At 66.0% G+C, this 17,540-nt stretch carries 15 protein-coding genes; 11 read left to right on the top strand and 4 right to left on the bottom strand.

The genetic code is table 11. The features are described from left to right. The first annotated feature begins 196 nt into the window (after positions 1-196). From FVD38_RS15205 to FVD38_RS15180, 6 genes are all read left to right on the top strand, one after another. Complete coding sequence (locus FVD38_RS15205; protein ID WP_147935603.1) at positions 197-1,093, top strand: phosphoribosylaminoimidazolesuccinocarboxamide synthase; 897 nt, start codon at positions 197-199, stop codon at positions 1,091-1,093. Positions 1,094-1,097: 4 nt separating this feature from the next. Further along, a complete protein-coding gene (purE, locus tag FVD38_RS15200) occupies positions 1,098-1,595 on the top strand; it encodes a 5-(carboxyamino)imidazole ribonucleotide mutase (RefSeq protein WP_147935602.1) in 498 nt (165 codons plus the stop codon). Between the two features lie 4 nt (positions 1,596-1,599). Beyond that, positions 1,600-2,796 (top strand): 5-(carboxyamino)imidazole ribonucleotide synthase, encoded by a 1,197-nt coding sequence (locus tag FVD38_RS15195; protein ID WP_147935601.1) that lies wholly within the window; start codon positions 1,600-1,602, stop codon positions 2,794-2,796. Between the two features lies 1 nt (position 2,797). Further along, positions 2,798-3,829 (top strand): L-threonylcarbamoyladenylate synthase, encoded by a 1,032-nt coding sequence (locus FVD38_RS15190; RefSeq protein ID WP_147935600.1) that lies wholly within the window; start codon positions 2,798-2,800, stop codon positions 3,827-3,829. A 259-nt stretch (positions 3,830-4,088) separates the two neighbouring features. Further along, positions 4,089-5,450: an SGNH/GDSL hydrolase family protein gene (locus FVD38_RS15185; RefSeq protein WP_147935599.1), complete on the top strand. Its 1,362-nt coding sequence runs from the start codon at positions 4,089-4,091 to the stop codon at positions 5,448-5,450. Between the two features lie 54 nt (positions 5,451-5,504). After that, positions 5,505-6,188, top strand: a complete 684-nt coding sequence (locus FVD38_RS15180; RefSeq protein WP_147935598.1) for an OmpW/AlkL family protein — start codon at positions 5,505-5,507, stop codon at positions 6,186-6,188. 155 nt (positions 6,189-6,343) lie between these two features. Here FVD38_RS15180 and FVD38_RS15175 read toward each other — a convergent pair whose 3' ends face one another. Beyond that, positions 6,344-8,455, bottom strand: a complete 2,112-nt coding sequence (locus FVD38_RS15175; protein ID WP_147935597.1) for a putative bifunctional diguanylate cyclase/phosphodiesterase — start codon at positions 8,453-8,455, stop codon at positions 6,344-6,346. Positions 8,456-8,678: 223 nt separating this feature from the next. Between FVD38_RS15175 and FVD38_RS15170 the strand changes: the two genes are divergently transcribed. The 3 genes from FVD38_RS15170 to FVD38_RS15160 all read left to right on the top strand — a co-directional run bounded on the left by FVD38_RS15170 (position 8,679) and on the right by FVD38_RS15160 (position 11,972). Further along, the gene (locus FVD38_RS15170) at positions 8,679-11,000 is read left to right on the top strand and encodes a DOMON domain-containing protein (RefSeq protein ID WP_229493700.1); all 2,322 of its coding nucleotides are present in this window, start codon (positions 8,679-8,681) and stop codon (positions 10,998-11,000) included. 124 nt (positions 11,001-11,124) lie between these two features. Then, positions 11,125-11,589 (top strand): nuclear transport factor 2 family protein, encoded by a 465-nt coding sequence (locus tag FVD38_RS15165; RefSeq protein ID WP_147935596.1) that lies wholly within the window; start codon positions 11,125-11,127, stop codon positions 11,587-11,589. A gap of 35 nt (positions 11,590-11,624) precedes the next feature. Continuing rightward, positions 11,625-11,972: a hypothetical protein gene (locus FVD38_RS15160; RefSeq protein WP_147935595.1), complete on the top strand. Its 348-nt coding sequence runs from the start codon at positions 11,625-11,627 to the stop codon at positions 11,970-11,972. A gap of 43 nt (positions 11,973-12,015) precedes the next feature. Here FVD38_RS15160 and FVD38_RS15155 read toward each other — a convergent pair whose 3' ends face one another. Continuing rightward, positions 12,016-13,956: a phosphatase PAP2 family protein gene (locus FVD38_RS15155; protein ID WP_147935594.1), complete on the bottom strand. Its 1,941-nt coding sequence runs from the start codon at positions 13,954-13,956 to the stop codon at positions 12,016-12,018. Positions 13,957-14,068: 112 nt separating this feature from the next. On the opposite strand from FVD38_RS15155, the gene FVD38_RS15150 reads away from it, so the two are divergent. Further along, a complete protein-coding gene (locus tag FVD38_RS15150; RefSeq protein WP_147935593.1) occupies positions 14,069-14,917 on the top strand; it encodes an oxygenase MpaB family protein in 849 nt (282 codons plus the stop codon). Here FVD38_RS15150 and FVD38_RS15145 read toward each other — a convergent pair whose 3' ends face one another. Together FVD38_RS15145 and FVD38_RS15140 are read right to left on the bottom strand one after the other, a co-directional pair. After that, entirely contained in the window at positions 14,918-16,111 is a 1,194-nt protein-coding gene (locus tag FVD38_RS15145; protein WP_147935592.1) for an acyl-CoA dehydrogenase, read from the bottom strand. A gap of 108 nt (positions 16,112-16,219) precedes the next feature. Further along, on the bottom strand, positions 16,220-16,732 hold the full coding sequence (locus tag FVD38_RS15140) for a flavin reductase family protein (RefSeq protein WP_147935591.1): 513 nt from the start codon (positions 16,730-16,732) through the stop codon (positions 16,220-16,222). Positions 16,733-16,889: 157 nt separating this feature from the next. On the opposite strand from FVD38_RS15140, the gene msrA reads away from it, so the two are divergent. Next, complete coding sequence (msrA, locus tag FVD38_RS15135; protein WP_147935590.1) at positions 16,890-17,432, top strand: peptide-methionine (S)-S-oxide reductase MsrA; 543 nt, start codon at positions 16,890-16,892, stop codon at positions 17,430-17,432. Positions 17,433-17,540: the final 108 nt, after the last annotated feature.

Here is a 17,540-nt window from a genome sequence, read left to right as displayed (position 1 = left end):
GTGGTAGTAGTAATCTTCGCCACAATGCATGCGTACTTGGGTCCCCGCCTTCGCGGGGAGTCCTTTCCGTCAATGACGGAAAGGACGGTATTCAGGCGAAATTGACGTAAAATATCGTATTGGACAGGCCAACCAGGCCTGACTTTCTCAACCGGCGGCCTTTGTCGCCGGTTTCCGCTTTCCTGATAGCCCATCTATGAACAGCCTCTACCAATCCTCCATCCAGTCCCTGCCACTGCTCGGTCACGGCAAGGTGCGCGATAACTACGCCGTCGGCGACGACAAGATCCTGATCGTCACCACCGACCGCCTGTCGGCCTTTGACGTGGTCATGAACGAGCCGATCCCGGGCAAGGGCATGGTGCTGAACCAGATGAGCGATTTCTGGTTCGAGAAGCTCGGTCACATCGTGCCGAACCACCTGACCGGCGTGGCGCCGGAGAGCGTGGTCGCCGAGAACGAGGTGGAGCAGGTGCGCGGCCGCGCCGTCGTGGCCAAGCGCCTGAAACCGATCATGGTCGAAGCCGTCGTGCGCGGCTACATCATCGGCTCGGGATGGAAGGACTACAGCCAAAGCGGCGCGATCTGCGGCATCCAGCTTCCGGCCGGCCTGCGCCAGGCCGACAAGCTGCCGGAGCCGCTGTTCACCCCGGCCGCCAAGGCCGATATCGGCGAGCACGACGAAAATATCTCGTTCGCCCAGATGGAAGAAAAGATCGGCGCCGAACTGGCCGCCAAGATGCGCGATATCAGCATCAAGCTGTACACCGCCGCCGCCGAATATGCCGCCACTAAAGGCATCATCATCGCCGACACCAAGTTCGAATTCGGCCTCGATGACAACGGCGTGATGCACCTGATGGACGAAGTCCTGACCGCCGACTCGTCGCGCTTCTGGCCGGCCGACTCGTACGCGCCGGGCATGTCGCCGCCGTCGTTCGACAAGCAGTTCGTGCGCGACTACCTGGAAACCCTGACCGACTGGGGCAAGACCGCACCGGCGCCAGCGCTGCCGGCGGACGTCATCGAGAAAACCCAGGCCAAGTATTTCGAAGCCATCGAACGCCTGACCGGCGAGAAGCTGAAGGCGTAAGCAGATGACGGATCAAACCAAGCCGTTGGTCGGCGTGATCATGGGTTCCTCGTCCGACTGGGATGTGATGCAGAACGCGGTCGCCATCCTGAAGCAATTCGGCGTGCCGTTCGAAGCGCAAGTGATCTCGGCCCACCGCATGCCGGACGAGATGTTCACCTATGCCGAACAGGCGCGTAGCCGCGGCCTGCGCGCCATCATCGCCGGCGCCGGCGGCGCGGCCCACCTGCCTGGCATGGTGGCTGCCAAGACCATCGTGCCGGTGCTGGGCGTGCCGGTGCCGTCGAAATACCTGCGCGGCGAGGATTCTCTGCTGTCGATCGTGCAGATGCCGAAAGGCGTGCCGGTGTCGACCTTCGCCATCGGCGAAGCCGGCGCCGCCAACGCGGCCCTGACCGCGGTGGCGATCATCGCCGCCAACGACGATGCACTGGCTGACAAGCTGGAGCAGTTCCGCCGCGACCAGACCGCCGCCGCCCAGGCCATGACTCTTCCCCTGTAAGTCAATGACTCAACCCGCATTGTCCCCAATCCTCCCATCCGCCGATCCGTCGACCTGGCTTGGCGTGATGGGCGGCGGCCAGCTCGGCCGCATGTTCGCCCACGCCGCCCAGGCCATGGGCTACAAGGTCGCCGTGCTCGAGCCGAGCGCCGATTGCCCGGCCGGCCAGGTGGCCGACCGCACCATCGAAGGCGATTACACCGATGGCGACGCCCTGGCCACGCTAAGCGCACTGTGCGCGGCCGTCACCACCGAATTCGAGAACGTCCCGGCCGACAGCCTGGCGCAGCTCGCCGCCGACAGCTTCGTCGCGCCATCGAGCCTGTGCGTGCAGATCGCGCAAGACCGCATCCTCGAGAAAAAGTTCTTCGTCGATTGCGCGCCGACCTCGAAGGTGCTGCCGGCGCCGCACAAGACCATCGCCTCGCATGCCGATATCGACGACGTCAAGGACGATCTGCTGCCGGGCATCCTCAAGACCGTGCGCATGGGTTACGACGGCAAGGGCCAGGTCCGCGTGCGCTCGCGCGACGACGTGCGCGCCGCCTTCGACAGCATGGATGGCGTGACCTGCCTGCTGGAGAAGATGCTGCCGCTGGCCTACGAGGTCTCGGTGCTGACCGCGCGCGGCCACGATGGCGAGTCGGTCGTCTACCCGATCGCCGAGAACGTGCACCGCGACGGCATCTTGTTCACCACCACCGTGCCGGGACCGAACGTGTCCGCGGCCTGCGCGCAGCAGGCCCAGGATGCGGCGCGCGCCATCGTCGCCCAGCTGGGTTATGTGGGCGTGCTGTGCATCGAGTTCTTCGTGCTCGAAGACGGCACGCTGGTCGTCAACGAGATGGCGCCGCGGCCGCACAACAGCGGCCACTACACGATCGACGCCTGCATCACCAGCCAGTTCGCGCAGCAGGTCCGTGCGATGGCGCGCCTGCCGCTGGGCGACGTGCGCCAGCATTCGGCCAGCGTCATGCTCAACATCCTGGGCGACGTCTGGTTTGAAGGGGATAGCGAAGACGCACGCGAACCGGCCTGGGACCGGGTGCTGGCGCTGCCTGGCGCCAACCTGCACCTGTACGGCAAGAACGACCCGCGCCGCGGCCGCAAGATGGGCCACGTGACCTTCGTCGCGCCGACGCTGGCCGAGGCGCAGGGCAATCTGCGGGCCGCCTGCGCGATCCTGGGAATCGAGCCCTAAGATGGACACGCAGCAGTTCGACCCGGCCGCCATCGACGCCGCCGCCCGCGCACTCGAAGCGGGCGCGCTGGTCGCCTTCCCGACCGAGACCGTGTATGGCCTGGGCGCCGACGCCGAGAATCCGGCGGCGGTGGCCGCCATCTACGCCGCCAAGGGCCGTCCGCAAGACCATCCGGTGATCGTGCACCTGGCGCCGGAGGCGCCGCTCGACTACTGGGCCTGCGACATCCCGCCGCAGGCGCAAGCGCTGGCCGCTGCCTTCTGGCCCGGCCCGCTCACCATGATCCTCAAGCGCGCCCCGAACATCCCGGACGCCGTCAGCGGCGGCCAGGACACGGTCGGCCTGCGCTGCCCGGCGCACCCGGTGGCGCTGGCGCTGCTGCGCGCCTTCAAGGGTGGCAAGGGCGGCGTCGCTGCGCCGTCGGCGAATAAATTCGGCCACGTCAGCCCGACGCTGGCCGAGCACGTGCAGCAGGAATTCGGGAGCGATGGCAGCGTGGCCATGGTGCTCGATGGCGGCCCATCCCAGGTCGGCATCGAATCGACCATCGTCGACCTGTCGCGCCTGGATACGCACGGCCCGGTGCTGCTGCGTCCCGGCCAGATCAGTGCCGAGGCGATCGCCGCCGTGATCGACCAGATGCCGGCCGCGCCGGATGCTGCGGCGCCGCGCGCCTCTGGCACGCTCGAATCGCATTACGCGCCGCACACGCCGGTGGCGATGCAGGAGCGGGCGACCCTGCTGGACACCGTGGCCGCGCTGCACGGCGCCGACCGCAAGGTGGCCCTGATCCATATGAGCGATATGCCGGCCACCCACGCCGCGCTGCGCCTGCCGGCCGCGCCCGACGGCTTCGCCCACGCGCTGTACGCCGCGCTGCGCGCGATGGACGGGCAGGGCGCCGACGTGATCCTGGTCGAGGCGCCACCGCAGGGCGGAGACTGGCTGGGCGTGAATGACCGCCTGCGCCGCGCAGCCCATGGCTCGACGGGCATTGTGCACGGTTTGCTCAACAGCCAAGCAAAAGTTTAATTTATATCAATAAAGCGAATGACGGAGATCAAACGCTCCGCGTTTCGCACTCCTCCGTTACAAATTCGTCTCTTTCTACAAAGAAAACGCTGGTTATAATCCCTTCCCTCTAGCTTACCCATCTCTTTTGATAGGTGTGGTAGCCAAATGCCAACGCGCAATGGAATTTGCTATACAAGCGGTTTCAACGCTGGCATAGTTATCATGATGCGAATAGCACGGGCGTTCGTTTCACAATAATTTCAATCCAGGAGACACAATGCGTCATACCAAATTCGCGCTGGCCGTTCTGACGGCCGCGCTCCTGACCGCATGCGGCGGCGGCACCAGCCCAGCCGGCGGCGACCAGACCGTCAAGCTCACCTTCACCAATATGGTGTCGTTCGGCGATAGCCTGTCGGACGTGGGCACCTACCGCGTCGGCGCCGTGGCGGCGGCCGGCGGCGGCAAGTTCACCATCAATGGCGACAGCACTGCCAAGAACGTTGACCTGAGCGGCAAGATCTGGCTCGACTTCATGGCCGCCCAGCTCAAGCTGCCGGCGCCGTGCGCCGCCCAGACCGGCCTGCAGGGCGATGCCTCGCTCGGCTTCAACGTGCCGATCGTGAACCATGCGAATTGCTTCAACTATGCGCAAGGCGGTTCGCGCGTGGTCAATCCGATTGGCCCGGGCAATGCCGCGACCGGCTCGCCGATCGGCGAAATGACCACGCCGATGGTGACCCAGATCGCCAATCACCTGACCAAGACCGGCAACAAGTTCAGCGGCACCGAACTGGTGACCGTGCTGTCGGGCGGTAACGACGTGCTGATGCAGCTGGCCGCCGTGACGGGTGCCGGCACCGCCGCCGGCGCGCAAGCCTTCGCCACCGCCCTGGCCACCCGCCTCGCGGCCGGCGCGACCAATCCGCAAGCCGCGGCGCAAGCCATCGGTGCGGCGATCGCCACCGAGAACGCACGTCCGGGCAAGACCGACCAGACCGTGGTGCAGGCCGCCGTGCGCGCCGCCGCGACCCAGCCGGGTAACCAGGCTGTTGCCCAGCCGGCCGTGCATGGCCCGATCGTGGCCGCCGCCCAGGCCGACGGCACCGCCGCCGGCAATACCGCGGCCGGCGCCTATGCCACCGCCAACGCGACCGCCATGGTCACCGCACTCGGCACCGCCGGCGCGCAAATGGCCGGCCTGGTCAAGAGCGAACTGCTGGCCAAGGGCGCCAAGTACGTCATCGTCGCCAATCTGCCGGACGTCGCCAGCACCCCGACCGCCAAGTCGCGTCCTGTGGCGATCCAGCAACTGGTGACCGCCATGGTCAACGCTTTCAATACCCAGCTGAAAGCCGGCCTGGGCGCCGACGATGCGCGCGTGCTGTACACCGACCTGTACACCGTCAGCAACGACCAGGTGAAGAACCCCGGCCCATACGGCCTGACCAACACCAGCGCCCCGGCCTGCGCCGAAAACGCGCTGGGCACCACCTCGCTGATCTGCACCGCGAACAACACGGTCGCAGGTGATGTGAGCCGCTACATGTTCGCCGACGGGATCCACCCGACCCCGTTCGAGAACGACCTCATCGCCCGCTACGTCTTCAAGGACATGGCAATCAAGGGCTGGCTGTAAGCAGCGGCAGGCCCGCCTCGATGGCGGGCCTCATCACACACATCAGGAGATAGTATGAATATTCGTTTCAACAGCATGATCAAGGTGCTGGGTGTGGCTGCCGGGCTGGCATTCGCGTCCGGCGCATACGCGCAATCGGCCGGCCAGATCACGGCCAAGGTCGGTTTCAACCGCTTGATGCCGAAGGTCGAGAGCGGCGACATCAGCGCCCCTGCGCTGCCGGGCACCAAGGCCGACGTCGGCAACGACATGCAGCCGGTGCTGATCCTGTCGTACAGCCTGACCGACAATATCTCGGTCGAAGGCGCGCTCGGCACGCCGTACAAGCACAGCATCTACGGCGCCGGCGCGATCGATGGCACCGGCAAGCTGGGCGAGGTCGAGGCGCTGCCGCCGACCGCCTTCGTGCAATACCGCTTCGGCGCGCCGACCTCGACCTTCCGTCCCTTCATCGGCTTCGGTCCGACCTATGCCTACTTCATGAAGGAACGCGGTTCGACCAAGATGACCGCGATCACCAATCCGGGCAGCGACGTGCCGACCACCTTCAAGATCGACAACAAGCTGACCTATAGCGCGCAAGTCGGCGTGGCGATGAACTTCGACGAGCGCTGGTTCGCCGACGCCACCGTCATCAAGACCCGCCTGCGCACCGACGTGCACTTCTCGACCGGCCAGACCCAGTTCATGAAACTGGATCCGGTGGCGATCGTGCTGGCGGTGGGTTACAAGTTCTAAGCGTTTTCGTTAGCTTCAATACGTCGTCCCCGGGTAGGCGGGGACCCAAGTTTTCCAGTGCAGTGGCTACGTAAAACGTAGTGGTTGCGCGAAGGGCTTGGGTCCCCGCCTGCGCGGGGACGACGACGTTTACAGGCCAACTATATTCGCGAGGGTTAATGCACGCTCCGCGCGTACTGCGTGAAATGCTCGGCGCTGAGGGCATGCTGGTACAGGAAACCCTGGTAGAGATAGCAGCCGGCATCCGACAGGAACTGCCGCTGCCCCAGCGTCTCGACCCCTTCGGCAATCACCTGCAGTCCCAGGCTGTCGCCCAGCGCAATGATTGAGCGCACGATCGAGGCGTCGTTCTGGTCGGTCAGCACGTCGCGCATGAAGGAGTGGTCGATCTTGAGCTGGTCGAGCGGCAGCTTGCGCAGGTAGGCCAGCGATGAGTATCCGGTGCCGAAGTCGTCCAGCGAAAAGCTCAGGCCGCGCCGCTTGAGCGTGGCCATGGTATGCGCGGTCTGGGTGAAGTCGGTGATGACCAGGCTTTCGGTCAGCTCGAGTTTCAGGCCCGAGGGCTGCACCCCGCTGTGTTCGAAGATCCCCTGCAGCATGGGCACGAAATCCGGCTGGTTGAACTGGCGCGCGCTGACGTTGACCGACAGGGTCAGGCCGGCCGTGTCGGCCGAGCGCTGCCAGCGCGCCAGCTCGGCGCAGGCGGTGCGCAGCACCCATTTGCCGATCTCGACGATGATCCCGCTTTCTTCCGCGGCGCGGATGAACTCGGCCGGATACAGCACCTTGCCATTGGGCAGGCGCCAGCGCAGCAGCGCCTCGGCCCCGAGCACCCGGCCCGAGCGGTCGAGCTGGGGCTGGTAGTGCAGTATGAACTCGTCTTGTTGCAGCGCGCGCCGCAGGCTGCCTTCGAGCTCGGCGCGCGCCGACCAGGCGGCCTGCACCGCCGGATCGTGGAAGCGGAAGGTGTTGCGGCCCGCGGCCTTGGCCTGGTACATCGCGCCGTCGGCCTGGCGCAAGGTCGATTCCACCGTGTCGTGGACACCGCACAGCGTGACCACGCCAATGCTGACCGACACCGAGTAATTCAGGTCGCCCAGCTGGAACGGCGCGGCCAGCGCCGCCACCACCTTGGCGGCGACGATTTCGGCCTGGTTCGCGGCCAGTTCGCGCGTGTCCTCCACCGGCTGGATCAGCACCACGAACTCGTCGCCGCCCAGGCGCGCCACCATGTCGGCCTCGCGCACGCAGTGCTCGAGACGGCGCGCCACCGCCTGCAGCAGCTGGTCGCCGGCCGCATGGCCCTGGCTGTCGTTGAGGAATTTGAAGTTGTCGAGGTCGCAGAACATCAGCGCGCCCCACTTTCGCGTGCGCGTGCTGGTGAGCAGGGCGCGGCGCAGATGGTCGAGCAGGTTGGCGCGGTTGGGCAGATCGGTCAGGTGGTCGAAGAAGGCCAGGTGGAAGATCCTGGCTTCGTTGATCTTGCGTTCGCTGATGTCGGTGCCGATCACCAGGATCTTCTGGCAGGCGTCGAGGGTGTGGTCCGCGCCCAGCAAGGTCCAGCTGGTATCGGTGTCGACCGTCGAGCCGTCGCGCCGGATATGGGCCAGTTCTCCCGCCCACTCGCCCGATTCGAGCGTCTGCCTGAAGGCGGCCTCGTAGAGTGCGGGCTTGTCGCACAACAGGTCGCAGAAGCGCTTTCCCAGCGCCTCCTGGGCGCTCCAGCCATACAGGCGCTCGGCGCCATGGTTCCAGTAGCTGATGACGGAATGCATGTCCATCGCGATGATGGCATCGCGTGCCCGTTGCAGGAACGAGGCCTGCTCCTGCATCTTGAGGTCGGCCTTCTTCAGGCGCGTGAAGTCGGAGAGAAACCCTTCCAGCATGCCGGGCGCGCCGCCCGACAGGTTGAGCGAACCCTGTTCGCAGATCCAGCGTATGTCGCCGCTCGCGGTGCGGATCCGGTAGGTCACCTGGTAGGCGCGGCCCTGGGCCAGCGCCAGGGCGACCGCAGCATCGACCAGGGCGCGATCTTCGGGAAAAATGATGGAGCCGAAGGGAAGGCTGGGCCGCGCGGTGAAGGCGGCTGGGGAGTAGCCGGTCAGCTTTTCGACGCCGTCGCTGATGAATTCGATGGTCCAGTCGCGGTCGTTATGACAGCGATAGACGGCGCCCGGCAGGTTACTCAGCAGCAGGTCGAGTGACAGGGCGCCCGACTGCTCGGGCAGGGAAGGATCAGGCTGCGTCGTACTGGTCTGCGCACTCATTTTTCCCCACGCCCAAGAAGTAGAGACTGGCACGATCTCCACGCATCGTGCATTGATGGTAGCGTAAATATCCATGCACACAGAGTGGACCTGAGGCTGATAGCGCTAAAGATTGTCAAATGAGAACGCAATACCACGGAATGTGACATGTTCAACAATCACTTTCACAGTCACAACCCATGGTGCATGGAATGGCGGTTATATTTTCTTTTTAACAACCTGCATGCTAGACTGCCCGGCCCCCATCCCGAGCGATTCCTCTGACGTGATCCTGCGCCGACTTGTTATCCTGCTTGCCGCCTTGCTTGGCGCCGGCGCCGCGCATGCATCCGACGACCGCGACGGTCTGCGCGCATTGCGCATCGGCACGCCCGAGGCGCCGGCCATCGACGGCGTGCTCGACGAGGTGGTCTGGCAGCGGGCGCCCGTGTACGACGATTTCCACAAGCATTTGCCGCGCGACGGGGAACCTGCCCGAGGGGGCTTGCGCACCACGGTGCAACTGCTGGTCGACGATGGCGCGCTGGTATTCGGCATCCGCGCCTGGGATCCGGCGCCCGAGCGGCGCCGCGGCCAGCTGGCGCGGCGCGACAAGATCGCCCCCGACCAGGACTTCATCGGCCTCTGGATCGACCCGGCCGGCCACGGCCGCTCGGCCCAGTTCGTGCGCATCAATACCCTGGGCGTGGTCAGCGACGGCATCCACCGCGCGGACGACGACGAATCCGACCTGGGCCCGGACTTTCCGGTCGAGACCGCCGTCAAGCTCCTGCCCGACGGCTACAGCATGGAAGTGCGCTGGCCGTTGTCGAACCTGCGTTTCCCGTATGCGGACGGACGCAACTGGCGCATGATGGTCGAGCGCAGCGTCCCGCATGCGCAAGGAGCGTTGCTGGTGACGGCGCCGTTCCGGATCGACGCCCTGAGCCACCTGAGCTTTTTGCAGGAGATCGCGGGCATGGACGCCACCGTCGAAGCGGTGCGCGACCGCGGCTTCGTCGAGCTGCGTCCCGAGCTGACCGTGCGCAGCGCACGCGCCTGGAGTCCGGGCCAGCGGATGCGCGGCTCGCAGGCCGAGCTGGGACTGGAGATCAATGCCCGCCCGCGCGCCGACTGGGTGTTCAATGCCACCATCAACCCGGATTTCTCGCAGGTCGAGATCGACGAGCCGGTGTCGCAGGGCGCCAGCAACGTGGCGCTCAGCCTGCCCGAGAAGCGCGGCTTCTTCCTGGAGAGCGCCGACGTGCTGGGCCTGCCGCTGCCGGCCTTCTATTCGCGCACCGTGAACGATCCCGAATACGGCCTGCGCGCGACCTGGCGCGGCGCGCACATGGACGCCACCGCGATGAGCCTGCGCGACGAGCCGGGCGGCCTGGTGCTGCGCGGGCGTCCCTACGAAACGCTGCAGTACGCGCAGACCCTGCGCACGATGGCCAGCCTGGCGCGTGCGCGCTGGCACCAGGACGGCCTGCTGCTGGGCGCCTTCGTCTCGCAGCGCGACTACCACCGCTTCGGCAGCAACGAGGTGCTGGGCCTCGATGCGCAATGGCGTGGCGAGACCGACGGCGGCGTCCAGCACCAGCTGTCCGGCGTGGCAATGGCCTCGCGCACCACCGCCGGCTTCATCGACGACGACGTGCCGGCCAAGGTGGATGCAGAGTCGGGCGGCTACCTGTGGGGCAAGTACCTGCACAAGACCGCACGCTGGTGGCACGAGGTCGAGGTGGAAGCGATCGCGCCGGGCTTCGTGAACGACAACGGCTTCGTGCCGCAGGCCGGCATCGCCCGCATCACGGGATCGATGAACCGCATCCTGGGCCCGCAATCCCTCGGCGCGCTCGAGCTGTACGAATTCGAGACCTATCTGATCGTGCACGAGATGCGCACCCTGTCCGACAACATCAGCGGCCAGCGCGGCGGCGAGACCGTCGAGCGCAAGTTGCGGCCGGGCGTGTGGATGGCGGCGCCGCTGCAGACCGGCCTGTGGGTCGAGCTGGGCTTCGACCGCCAGCGCGCCGGGCCGGGCGGGCGCCTGCACGATACCCGGGTCGTCAACTTCGGCGTCGAGACCACGCCGGCGCCGTGGGTCTCGAAGATCGCGATGGAGGTCGCGCTCGGACGCCAGCTCGACGTCGACGCCGATCGGGTGGGGCCGGGCGGGAACGTGATCCTGGACGTGGGGCTGCGCTTCCCATTGCGTCGCGGCTGGTCGCTGGAGCTGGACCACCACGTGAACCGGGCCTGGGTGCAGGGCACGCTTGGCCAGCCCGCGTTCTCCGACACCGCCTGGCGCTGGCTGGCGATGCTGCATTTTAGCTCACGTGATTCACTGCGCCTGCTGGCCCAGAACACCTGGGCCGCGCGGCGCGACGACGGCGTGACCCAGCTGGAGGCGTGGAACGACCGCCAGATCCATCGCTCGCTGCTGTACCGTCACCAGTGGCGGGTCGGCAGGACGGTGTCGTTCGGCGTCGTGGACGACAAACTGCCGCTGGCGGATGAGCGCAGCAGGTCGTTGACGTTCAAGCTGCAGTGGGAAGTGTAGGGGCGATCCGTTCATCGCGCCACGCCGCCACTCGACCCGGCGCCTCGTCATTTCGTCCGATTGCATGAGCAAGCCGCCGGCCGTGCTGGCATAGTGCCGTGCATTCGATCACGAGGAGCGAAGCATGGACAAGGGATTGCTGGCGGCATGCCTGATGGCGGCAAGCGCCATGGCTTGGGGCGCCGATGACGGCCAGGACCGGGCGCACCTGGCGGCGGACATCATGACCGCCGATGCGCGCCTGTTCGGCGGCATCAATGCGCGCGACATCGGGCCGATGAAAGAAGGCTTCAGCCGGCGCCTCGAGTTCTATCACGACCGCAGCGGCGTCACCGGCTATGACGAGAATATCTCCGCCTTCGAGAAGATGTTCAAGGCGGCGAACCGGGTCCGGCGCGAGGCCCTGCCGGAGACCGTGGAGGTCTTCCCTTCCGGGCCGGATCACGCCATGCACATCGGCAAGCACCGCTTCTGCAACAAGCCGTCGGCCAGCGAGCCCGAAGCCTGCAGCGTCTATCGCTTCTCGATGGTGTGGGCGCGCGAGGACGGCGCCTGGAAGTTGCTGCGCGTGCTCAGCTACGATCACTGACACCGCGCCGTGCGCGCCGGTGATATGCTGGCGCCATGACTACCGAATCCGACATCGAACTGTCCGGCGCCTTCCAGGCCAAGGATGGGCAAGGCCGTACCCTCGACGTGAAGAACATCACCATCTTCGACGAGGGCTACGGGATTATTGACGTGTACGTGAAGTTCGCGGCCAAGCTCGAACCGGGCGCCTACAAGGACACGGTCCTGGTGCGCCAGCTTGTCGACCGCCTGCGCGCGGTCGGCTACAAGGGGCCAGACTTCGGCCACAGCGATCCGGGCCTGCAAGAGAGCCGCCTGATCGTGCTCGAAGCGCCCGAGGAATTCGCGGCCTTCGCCAAGAGCCGCGGCTGGAAGAACCTGGCCGAAGACTTCGACGAATAAGCCAGATTGAAAAGGGCCGGGATCGCTCCCGGCCCTTTCTACATCATGCGCCCAGGCGCAGTTCCAGCCCGGTCGCGGTATAGGTCGGCGTCACCGTGTATCCCTCGACCGTGATGGTCTCGAACTTGCCTTTCAGGCTGCCCGCCGTGATCACTTTCAGCGTCGCGCCAGCCGCCGGCTTGTAGCCGTTCTGGAACACGATGCGCAAGGTGCCGCCGCCGATGGTCACCGCGCCGCTGACGCTCAGGTGGCCGTGGGTCACGGCGCCGACGCGCATTTCCAGCGTGGCGCCCTTGAGCTGGGTGTACTGCTTGGCCAGGGCCAGCGTGCCCGCCGTATTGTTCACCACCGTGGCGCCGCTGGCCACGTACACGTCGCCGGTGCCGAAGGCCGTCATCGACAGGGCTTCGAGCGTGCCGCCTTCGACCTGGGCGCCGCCGGTCCAGCTGTTCCTGCCGCCCAGCTTCAGGTTGCCGCTGCCTTGCTTGACCAGCTTGCCGCTGCCCGAAATGTCGTTGCGCCAGCGGTCGACGGCGTTGAAGCCGCCCTTGCTCGCATCCATGTTCACGACCACGTTGCCGGTGAAGACGGCGTAGCCCTCGCCCGCGGCGAACAGATTAAGGCGGCCCCAGCCTTCAGGATCGTCCAGCACCGGATAGCCGGAAGGGATCGCGGTCGTCTTGAGCACCACGCGGCGCTGCGCCTCGTTCAGGTAGGGCAGGCGGGTTTCCAGCATCACCTCGGCGCCTTTCGGCACGACGGCCGGCGCGGTGGTCGAGCCGATCTGCGGCAGGCCGTAGGTCATACGGCGCAAATAATTGGCCTTGCTGGTCGCATAGTCGGCGAAGCGGTCGTTGGCCGGCGTGCCGGAAACGGCATAGTTCGCGAAGTTACCGGCATTGGTATCGGTCAGCTTCATCAGCGTGGTCTGGGCCTGGGCGCGGGCGGCGGCGCGGGTGGTGGCGCCGGCGGCGATCAGGTTGGCGGCCGCGACAGCTTGCGCCTGCACGCGGCCGCTGATCACGTCCAGCGGCGAGTGCATGCCGGCGAAGATGCGGCTCTCGCCCAATTCGAGGCCGCGGCCGACCAGTTCCTGGAAGCGTTCCGGCACCACATAGGCCATGGCGACGGCGTTGCGGGTCGCCTCGGCCGAGTGGCCGCTGGTGAAGCCGCCGTCGGTGCCCGGCGTCGTGCTCTTGGCCGGTTCCAGCTGCGGCACCACCTGCACCGCGCTGCTCCAGCGGTAGGGGCGCGCGTATTTGTAGAAGCGCTTGGCCGGCTCGGTCGAGCCGTTGGCGCCCATCGCGTTGACCAGGTCGATCACCTTGCCGAACTCGGGATTGGCATCGCCGCCGACGCCGTTGTTGTTGCCGCCGTCTTCGTATTTGACGGTGACGGCGTCCTGCGGCATGTCGTTGATGGTGGTGGTCTGGCGCGAGGCGCTGCGCCAGGCGGCGGTCAGCGGGCCCATGCCCGAGGCGGTGCTGTAGCCCTTGCCGCGGCGGTCGTCCAGGTAGGCCAGCAAGGTCTGCTCCGGCGTACGGCTGGCGGTGGCCTTGACCACGTAGTCGATGTTTGCGTTGTGCACCTGCGCGTTGACGATCGTGCCGCCGTTGGTGCCGTCGTTCGGCACGCCGGTCCAGGTCGAGGCGACGATGGCCGGGAAACCGTCCACGGCCGGCGCGGTCACGCCGGCATCGACAATCTCGGCCACCGGCTTGAAGATGTCGAGCATGCCGCCCAGGACGCGCACGCCGGCGTTGGTGGCCAGCGTGGCGTAGCGCGCGTCGCCGCGCTGGTTGGTGGCGACGGTGTCGACGAAGGCCGTGACGCCCGGCACCGGCGCGCTGTCGGCCGCGCCCTGGTCGGCCGGCGCCGGGGGGATGACGACGACGACGTAGGCATCGTCATCATGGTCCGAGCCGCCGCAGGCAGAGAGGGCGAGGACGGCGCCGATGGCGATGGCGAGGGGAAGACGGCGCAGCTGGACTACCTAGTGCATGTGAAATCCTTCATTGAATTGTGAAACACAAAAATTGAAGGGATGATATGAATGCGCCATGACATGTTGATGACGGGATCACCAGGAGGAATGAATGCTCGATGCGGTACGCGATCTGATGCAGCCCCCGGCGGGCATGGCCTTCGACTTCAGCCAGCCGGCGGGCGAGGCGGCGCTGGCGCCGCATGACGGCGTCTCGTGGCAGGTGTTCGCCAATCCCATTGGCCTCTTTGTTGGCGGCGTCACGGCGGTGCTGCTCGAACTGGCCGAACCGTCGGTGCGCTCCGGCGTGTGGGACCACAGCAGCTTCCAGCGCGATCCGGGCACGCGCCTGCGCCGCACCGGTTTCGCGGCGATGATGACGGTGTACGGCCCGCGCTCGGCGGCCGAAAAAATGATCGCGCACGTGGTGCGCATGCATGGCCGGGTCAAGGGCACTACGCCCGATGGCGTGGCCTACCAGGCCAACGATCCGCGCCTGCTCGACTGGGTGCAGGCGACCGCCTCGTTCGGGTTCACCGAGGCCTACCACCGCTATGTGCGCGCGCTGTCCGATGCCGAGAAGGACGCCGCCTTCGCCGAGTCGGAACCGGCCGCGCGCCTGTACGGCGCGACCGGCGCCCCGGGTTCATGGAAGGAGTGGGAATCGATGCTGGAGAAGACCGCGCCCGGACTGGAAGGCTCCGATATCCTCGCGGACTTCATGCGGATCATGGGCGAGGCGCCCATCCTGCCGGCGCCCTTGCGCCCATTGCAGCGGCTGCTCGTGCGCGCCGCGGTGGAGATCACGCCCGAGCCGGTGCGCTCGCTGCCGCAGCTGCGCGGGCGGGGATTGCGCTGGGGCGAGGCGACGCTGGTGCGTACGCTGGCCAGGGGCGCGGCGCTGGCGCCGCTGGGCGACACGCCGCAGGCCCAGGCCGCGCGGCGCGTCGCCCGCCGGTGATCAGAACGCGGCGATGCCGGTCTGGGCGCGGCCCAGGATCAGGGCGTGGATGTCGTGCGTGCCTTCATAGGTGTTGACCACCTCGAGGTTGACCATGTGGCGGATGATGCCGAACTCGTCCGAAATGCCGTTACCGCCCAGCATGTCGCGCGCGACGCGGGCGATGTCCAGCGACTTGCCGCAGGAGTTGCGCTTCATGATCGAGGTGATCTCGACCGCCGCCGTGCCTTCGTCCTTCATGCGGCCCAGGCGCAGGCACCCTTGCAGGCCGAGGGTGATCTCGGTCTGCATGTCGGCCAGTTTCTTCTGCACCAGCTGGTTCGCCGCCAGCGGCTTGCCGAACTGGGTGCGGTCCATCGTGTACTGGCGCGCGGTGTGCCAGCAGTCTTCAGCCGCGCCCAGCGCGCCCCACGCGATGCCGTAGCGCGCCGAGTTCAGGCAGGTGAACGGGCCCTTCAGGCCGCGCACTTCCGGGAAGGCGTTTTCTTCCGGGCAGAACACTTCGTCCATGACGATTTCGCCGGTGACCGAGGCGCGCAGGCCGAACTTGCCGTGGATCGCCGGCGCCGACAGGCCTTTCCAGCCTTTCTCGAGCACGAAGCCGCGGATTGCGCCTTCGTCGTCCTTGGCCCACACCACGAACACGTCGGCGACCGGCGAGTTGGTGATCCACATCTTGCTGCCGGTGAGGCTGTAGCCGCCATCGACCTTGCGGGCGCGGGTGACCATCGAGGCCGGGTCCGAGCCGTGGTTGGGTTCGGTCAGGCCGAAGCAGCCGATCCATTCGCCGGTGGCCAGCTTCGGCAGGTATTTCTGGCGCGTCTCTTCATTGCCGAATTCATAGATCGGCACCATGACCAGCGAGGATTGCACGCTCATCATCGAGCGGTAGCCGGAGTCGACGCGCTCGACTTCGCGCGCGATCAGCCCATAGGCGACGTAGTTGAGGCCGGGACCGCCGTACTGCTCGGGAATGGTCGGTCCCAGCAGGCCCAGGTCGCCCATTTCGCGGAAGATCGAGACGTCCATCGTTTCATGGCGGAAGGCCTCGAGGACGCGCGGCTGCAGCTTGTCCTGGCAATAGGCGGCGGCCGCGTCGCGCACCATGCGCTCGTCATCTAGCAGCTGGCTATCCAGCAGCAGCGGGTCATCCCAGTGGAAGGAAGCTTTCTTGGACGAGTTGGTACGGGTCATCGCAAAATCCTGTCTCTAAGTTCTAGTTCGGTAGGTGCCGTGTAAGGCGCGCCTGAACATTATAGAAACGTGCCGCCCACGTATCTTTTGAAACTGCGACAGGAATTTCTATTTTTGACCAGCCGTGCTGCCGAATTTGCCGCCATGGAAGATCAGGGCCGATTGTGGATGGACCTGGCACTCCTCGACCTCGCCCACGAAGATGACGTGGTCGCCCTCGGGATAGCGGCTGCGGTTGTGGCATTCGAACCACGCCGACACGCCTTTGAGGATCGGCAGGCCGGTGCGCGACAGTTCGTACTCGACGCCGTCGAACGGATTCTCGGTGCGGCGCGAGAAGCGCAGCGCCAGTTCTTCCTGGCCGGCGGACAGCACGTTGATCACATAGTGCGAGTTGCCGCTGAAGATGGGCAGGCTGTTGGCGCCGGCGCCCAGGCTCCACAAGACCAGTGGCGGGTCGAGCGAGACCGAGTTGAACGAGCTGGCGGTGAGACCCCGGAAGCTGCCGTCGGCGAGGCGCGTGGTAATGACGGTCACGCCGGTCGCGAATTGCGACAGGGCGTGGCGGAAATGTGTTGTATCGAAGCCGCGCGTCGTTGCGCGGGAGGACAGTGTATTCATGCGGTTCCTGAACGTTGGCGCTCATTATGCCATCGTCGGGGGTGTCCTTGCCGCGAGCGGGGCGTAACCGTAGTGACTATGCCGGCAGTTCAATGCAGAACAAGGTACTTTGCGCTACATTAAAGGTTATCTAATCTTACAAATGTCAAGGTGAACTATGAGTGAGCAAAAAGCAACCGAAGTAGCCATCCTGGGCGGCGGCTGCTTCTGGTGCACGGAAGCGGTGTACCTCGAGGCGCGCGGCATCACCCGCGTGGAATCGGGCTATATGGGCGGCCAGGTCGACTATCCGAGCTACGAAGCGGTGTGCAGCGGCACCACCGGCCACGCCGAGGTGGTGCGTCTCGAATTCGATCCCACCGTGATCGCCTACCGCGACATCCTCGAGATCTTCTTCACCATCCACGACCCGACCACCCTGAACCGCCAGGGCAACGACGTTGGCACGCAGTATCGCTCGGTAATCTTCACCACCTCGCCCGAACAAGACGAGATCGCGCACAAGGTGATCGGCGAGATGGGCCTGGTGTGGGATGCGCCGATCGTCACCGAGGTGAAGCCGCAGGAAACCTGGTACAAGGCCGAGGACTATCACCAGAACTACTTCGCCCAGCACCCGCTGCAGGGCTATTGCGCCTTCGTGGTGGCGCCGAAGGTGGCCAAGTTCCGCAAGACTTTCACGGATCGTTTGAAGGCATAAGCCGCATACGAGCAGCCCACGTCGTTCCCGCGCAGGCGCACTGCTGTCCGGGATAATTTGAGGGGAAATTGCTGGAAGGGTTGCAGGGACTGGTTTACCGGCGTATAC

The sequence above is a fragment of the Massilia arenae genome, from assembly GCF_008014745.1.
GTDB lineage: Bacteria > Pseudomonadota > Gammaproteobacteria > Burkholderiales > Burkholderiaceae_D > Telluria > Telluria arenae.
This window is presented reverse-complemented; position numbering and strand designations above follow the sequence as displayed.

Excerpts from the sequence above, each read along its gene's own strand:
- FVD38_RS15205 (WP_147935603.1), top strand. The coding sequence starts at position 197 with ATGAACAGCCTCTACCAATCCTCCATCCAGTCCCTGCCACTGCTCGGT.
- purE (WP_147935602.1), top strand. The coding sequence starts at position 1,098 with ATGACGGATCAAACCAAGCCGTTGGTCGGCGTGATCATGGGTTCCTCG.
- FVD38_RS15195 (WP_147935601.1), top strand. The coding sequence starts at position 1,600 with ATGACTCAACCCGCATTGTCCCCAATCCTCCCATCCGCCGATCCGTCG.
- FVD38_RS15190 (WP_147935600.1), top strand. The coding sequence starts at position 2,798 with ATGGACACGCAGCAGTTCGACCCGGCCGCCATCGACGCCGCCGCCCGC.
- FVD38_RS15185 (WP_147935599.1), top strand. The coding sequence starts at position 4,089 with ATGCGTCATACCAAATTCGCGCTGGCCGTTCTGACGGCCGCGCTCCTG.
- FVD38_RS15180 (WP_147935598.1), top strand. The coding sequence starts at position 5,505 with ATGAATATTCGTTTCAACAGCATGATCAAGGTGCTGGGTGTGGCTGCC.
- FVD38_RS15175 (WP_147935597.1), bottom strand. The coding sequence starts at position 8,455 with ATGAGTGCGCAGACCAGTACGACGCAGCCTGATCCTTCCCTGCCCGAG.
- FVD38_RS15170 (WP_229493700.1), top strand. The coding sequence starts at position 8,679 with ATGCTAGACTGCCCGGCCCCCATCCCGAGCGATTCCTCTGACGTGATC.
- FVD38_RS15165 (WP_147935596.1), top strand. The coding sequence starts at position 11,125 with ATGGACAAGGGATTGCTGGCGGCATGCCTGATGGCGGCAAGCGCCATG.
- FVD38_RS15160 (WP_147935595.1), top strand. The coding sequence starts at position 11,625 with ATGACTACCGAATCCGACATCGAACTGTCCGGCGCCTTCCAGGCCAAG.
- FVD38_RS15150 (WP_147935593.1), top strand. The coding sequence starts at position 14,069 with ATGCTCGATGCGGTACGCGATCTGATGCAGCCCCCGGCGGGCATGGCC.
- FVD38_RS15145 (WP_147935592.1), bottom strand. The coding sequence starts at position 16,111 with ATGACCCGTACCAACTCGTCCAAGAAAGCTTCCTTCCACTGGGATGAC.
- FVD38_RS15140 (WP_147935591.1), bottom strand. The coding sequence starts at position 16,732 with ATGAATACACTGTCCTCCCGCGCAACGACGCGCGGCTTCGATACAACA.
- msrA (WP_147935590.1), top strand. The coding sequence starts at position 16,890 with ATGAGTGAGCAAAAAGCAACCGAAGTAGCCATCCTGGGCGGCGGCTGC.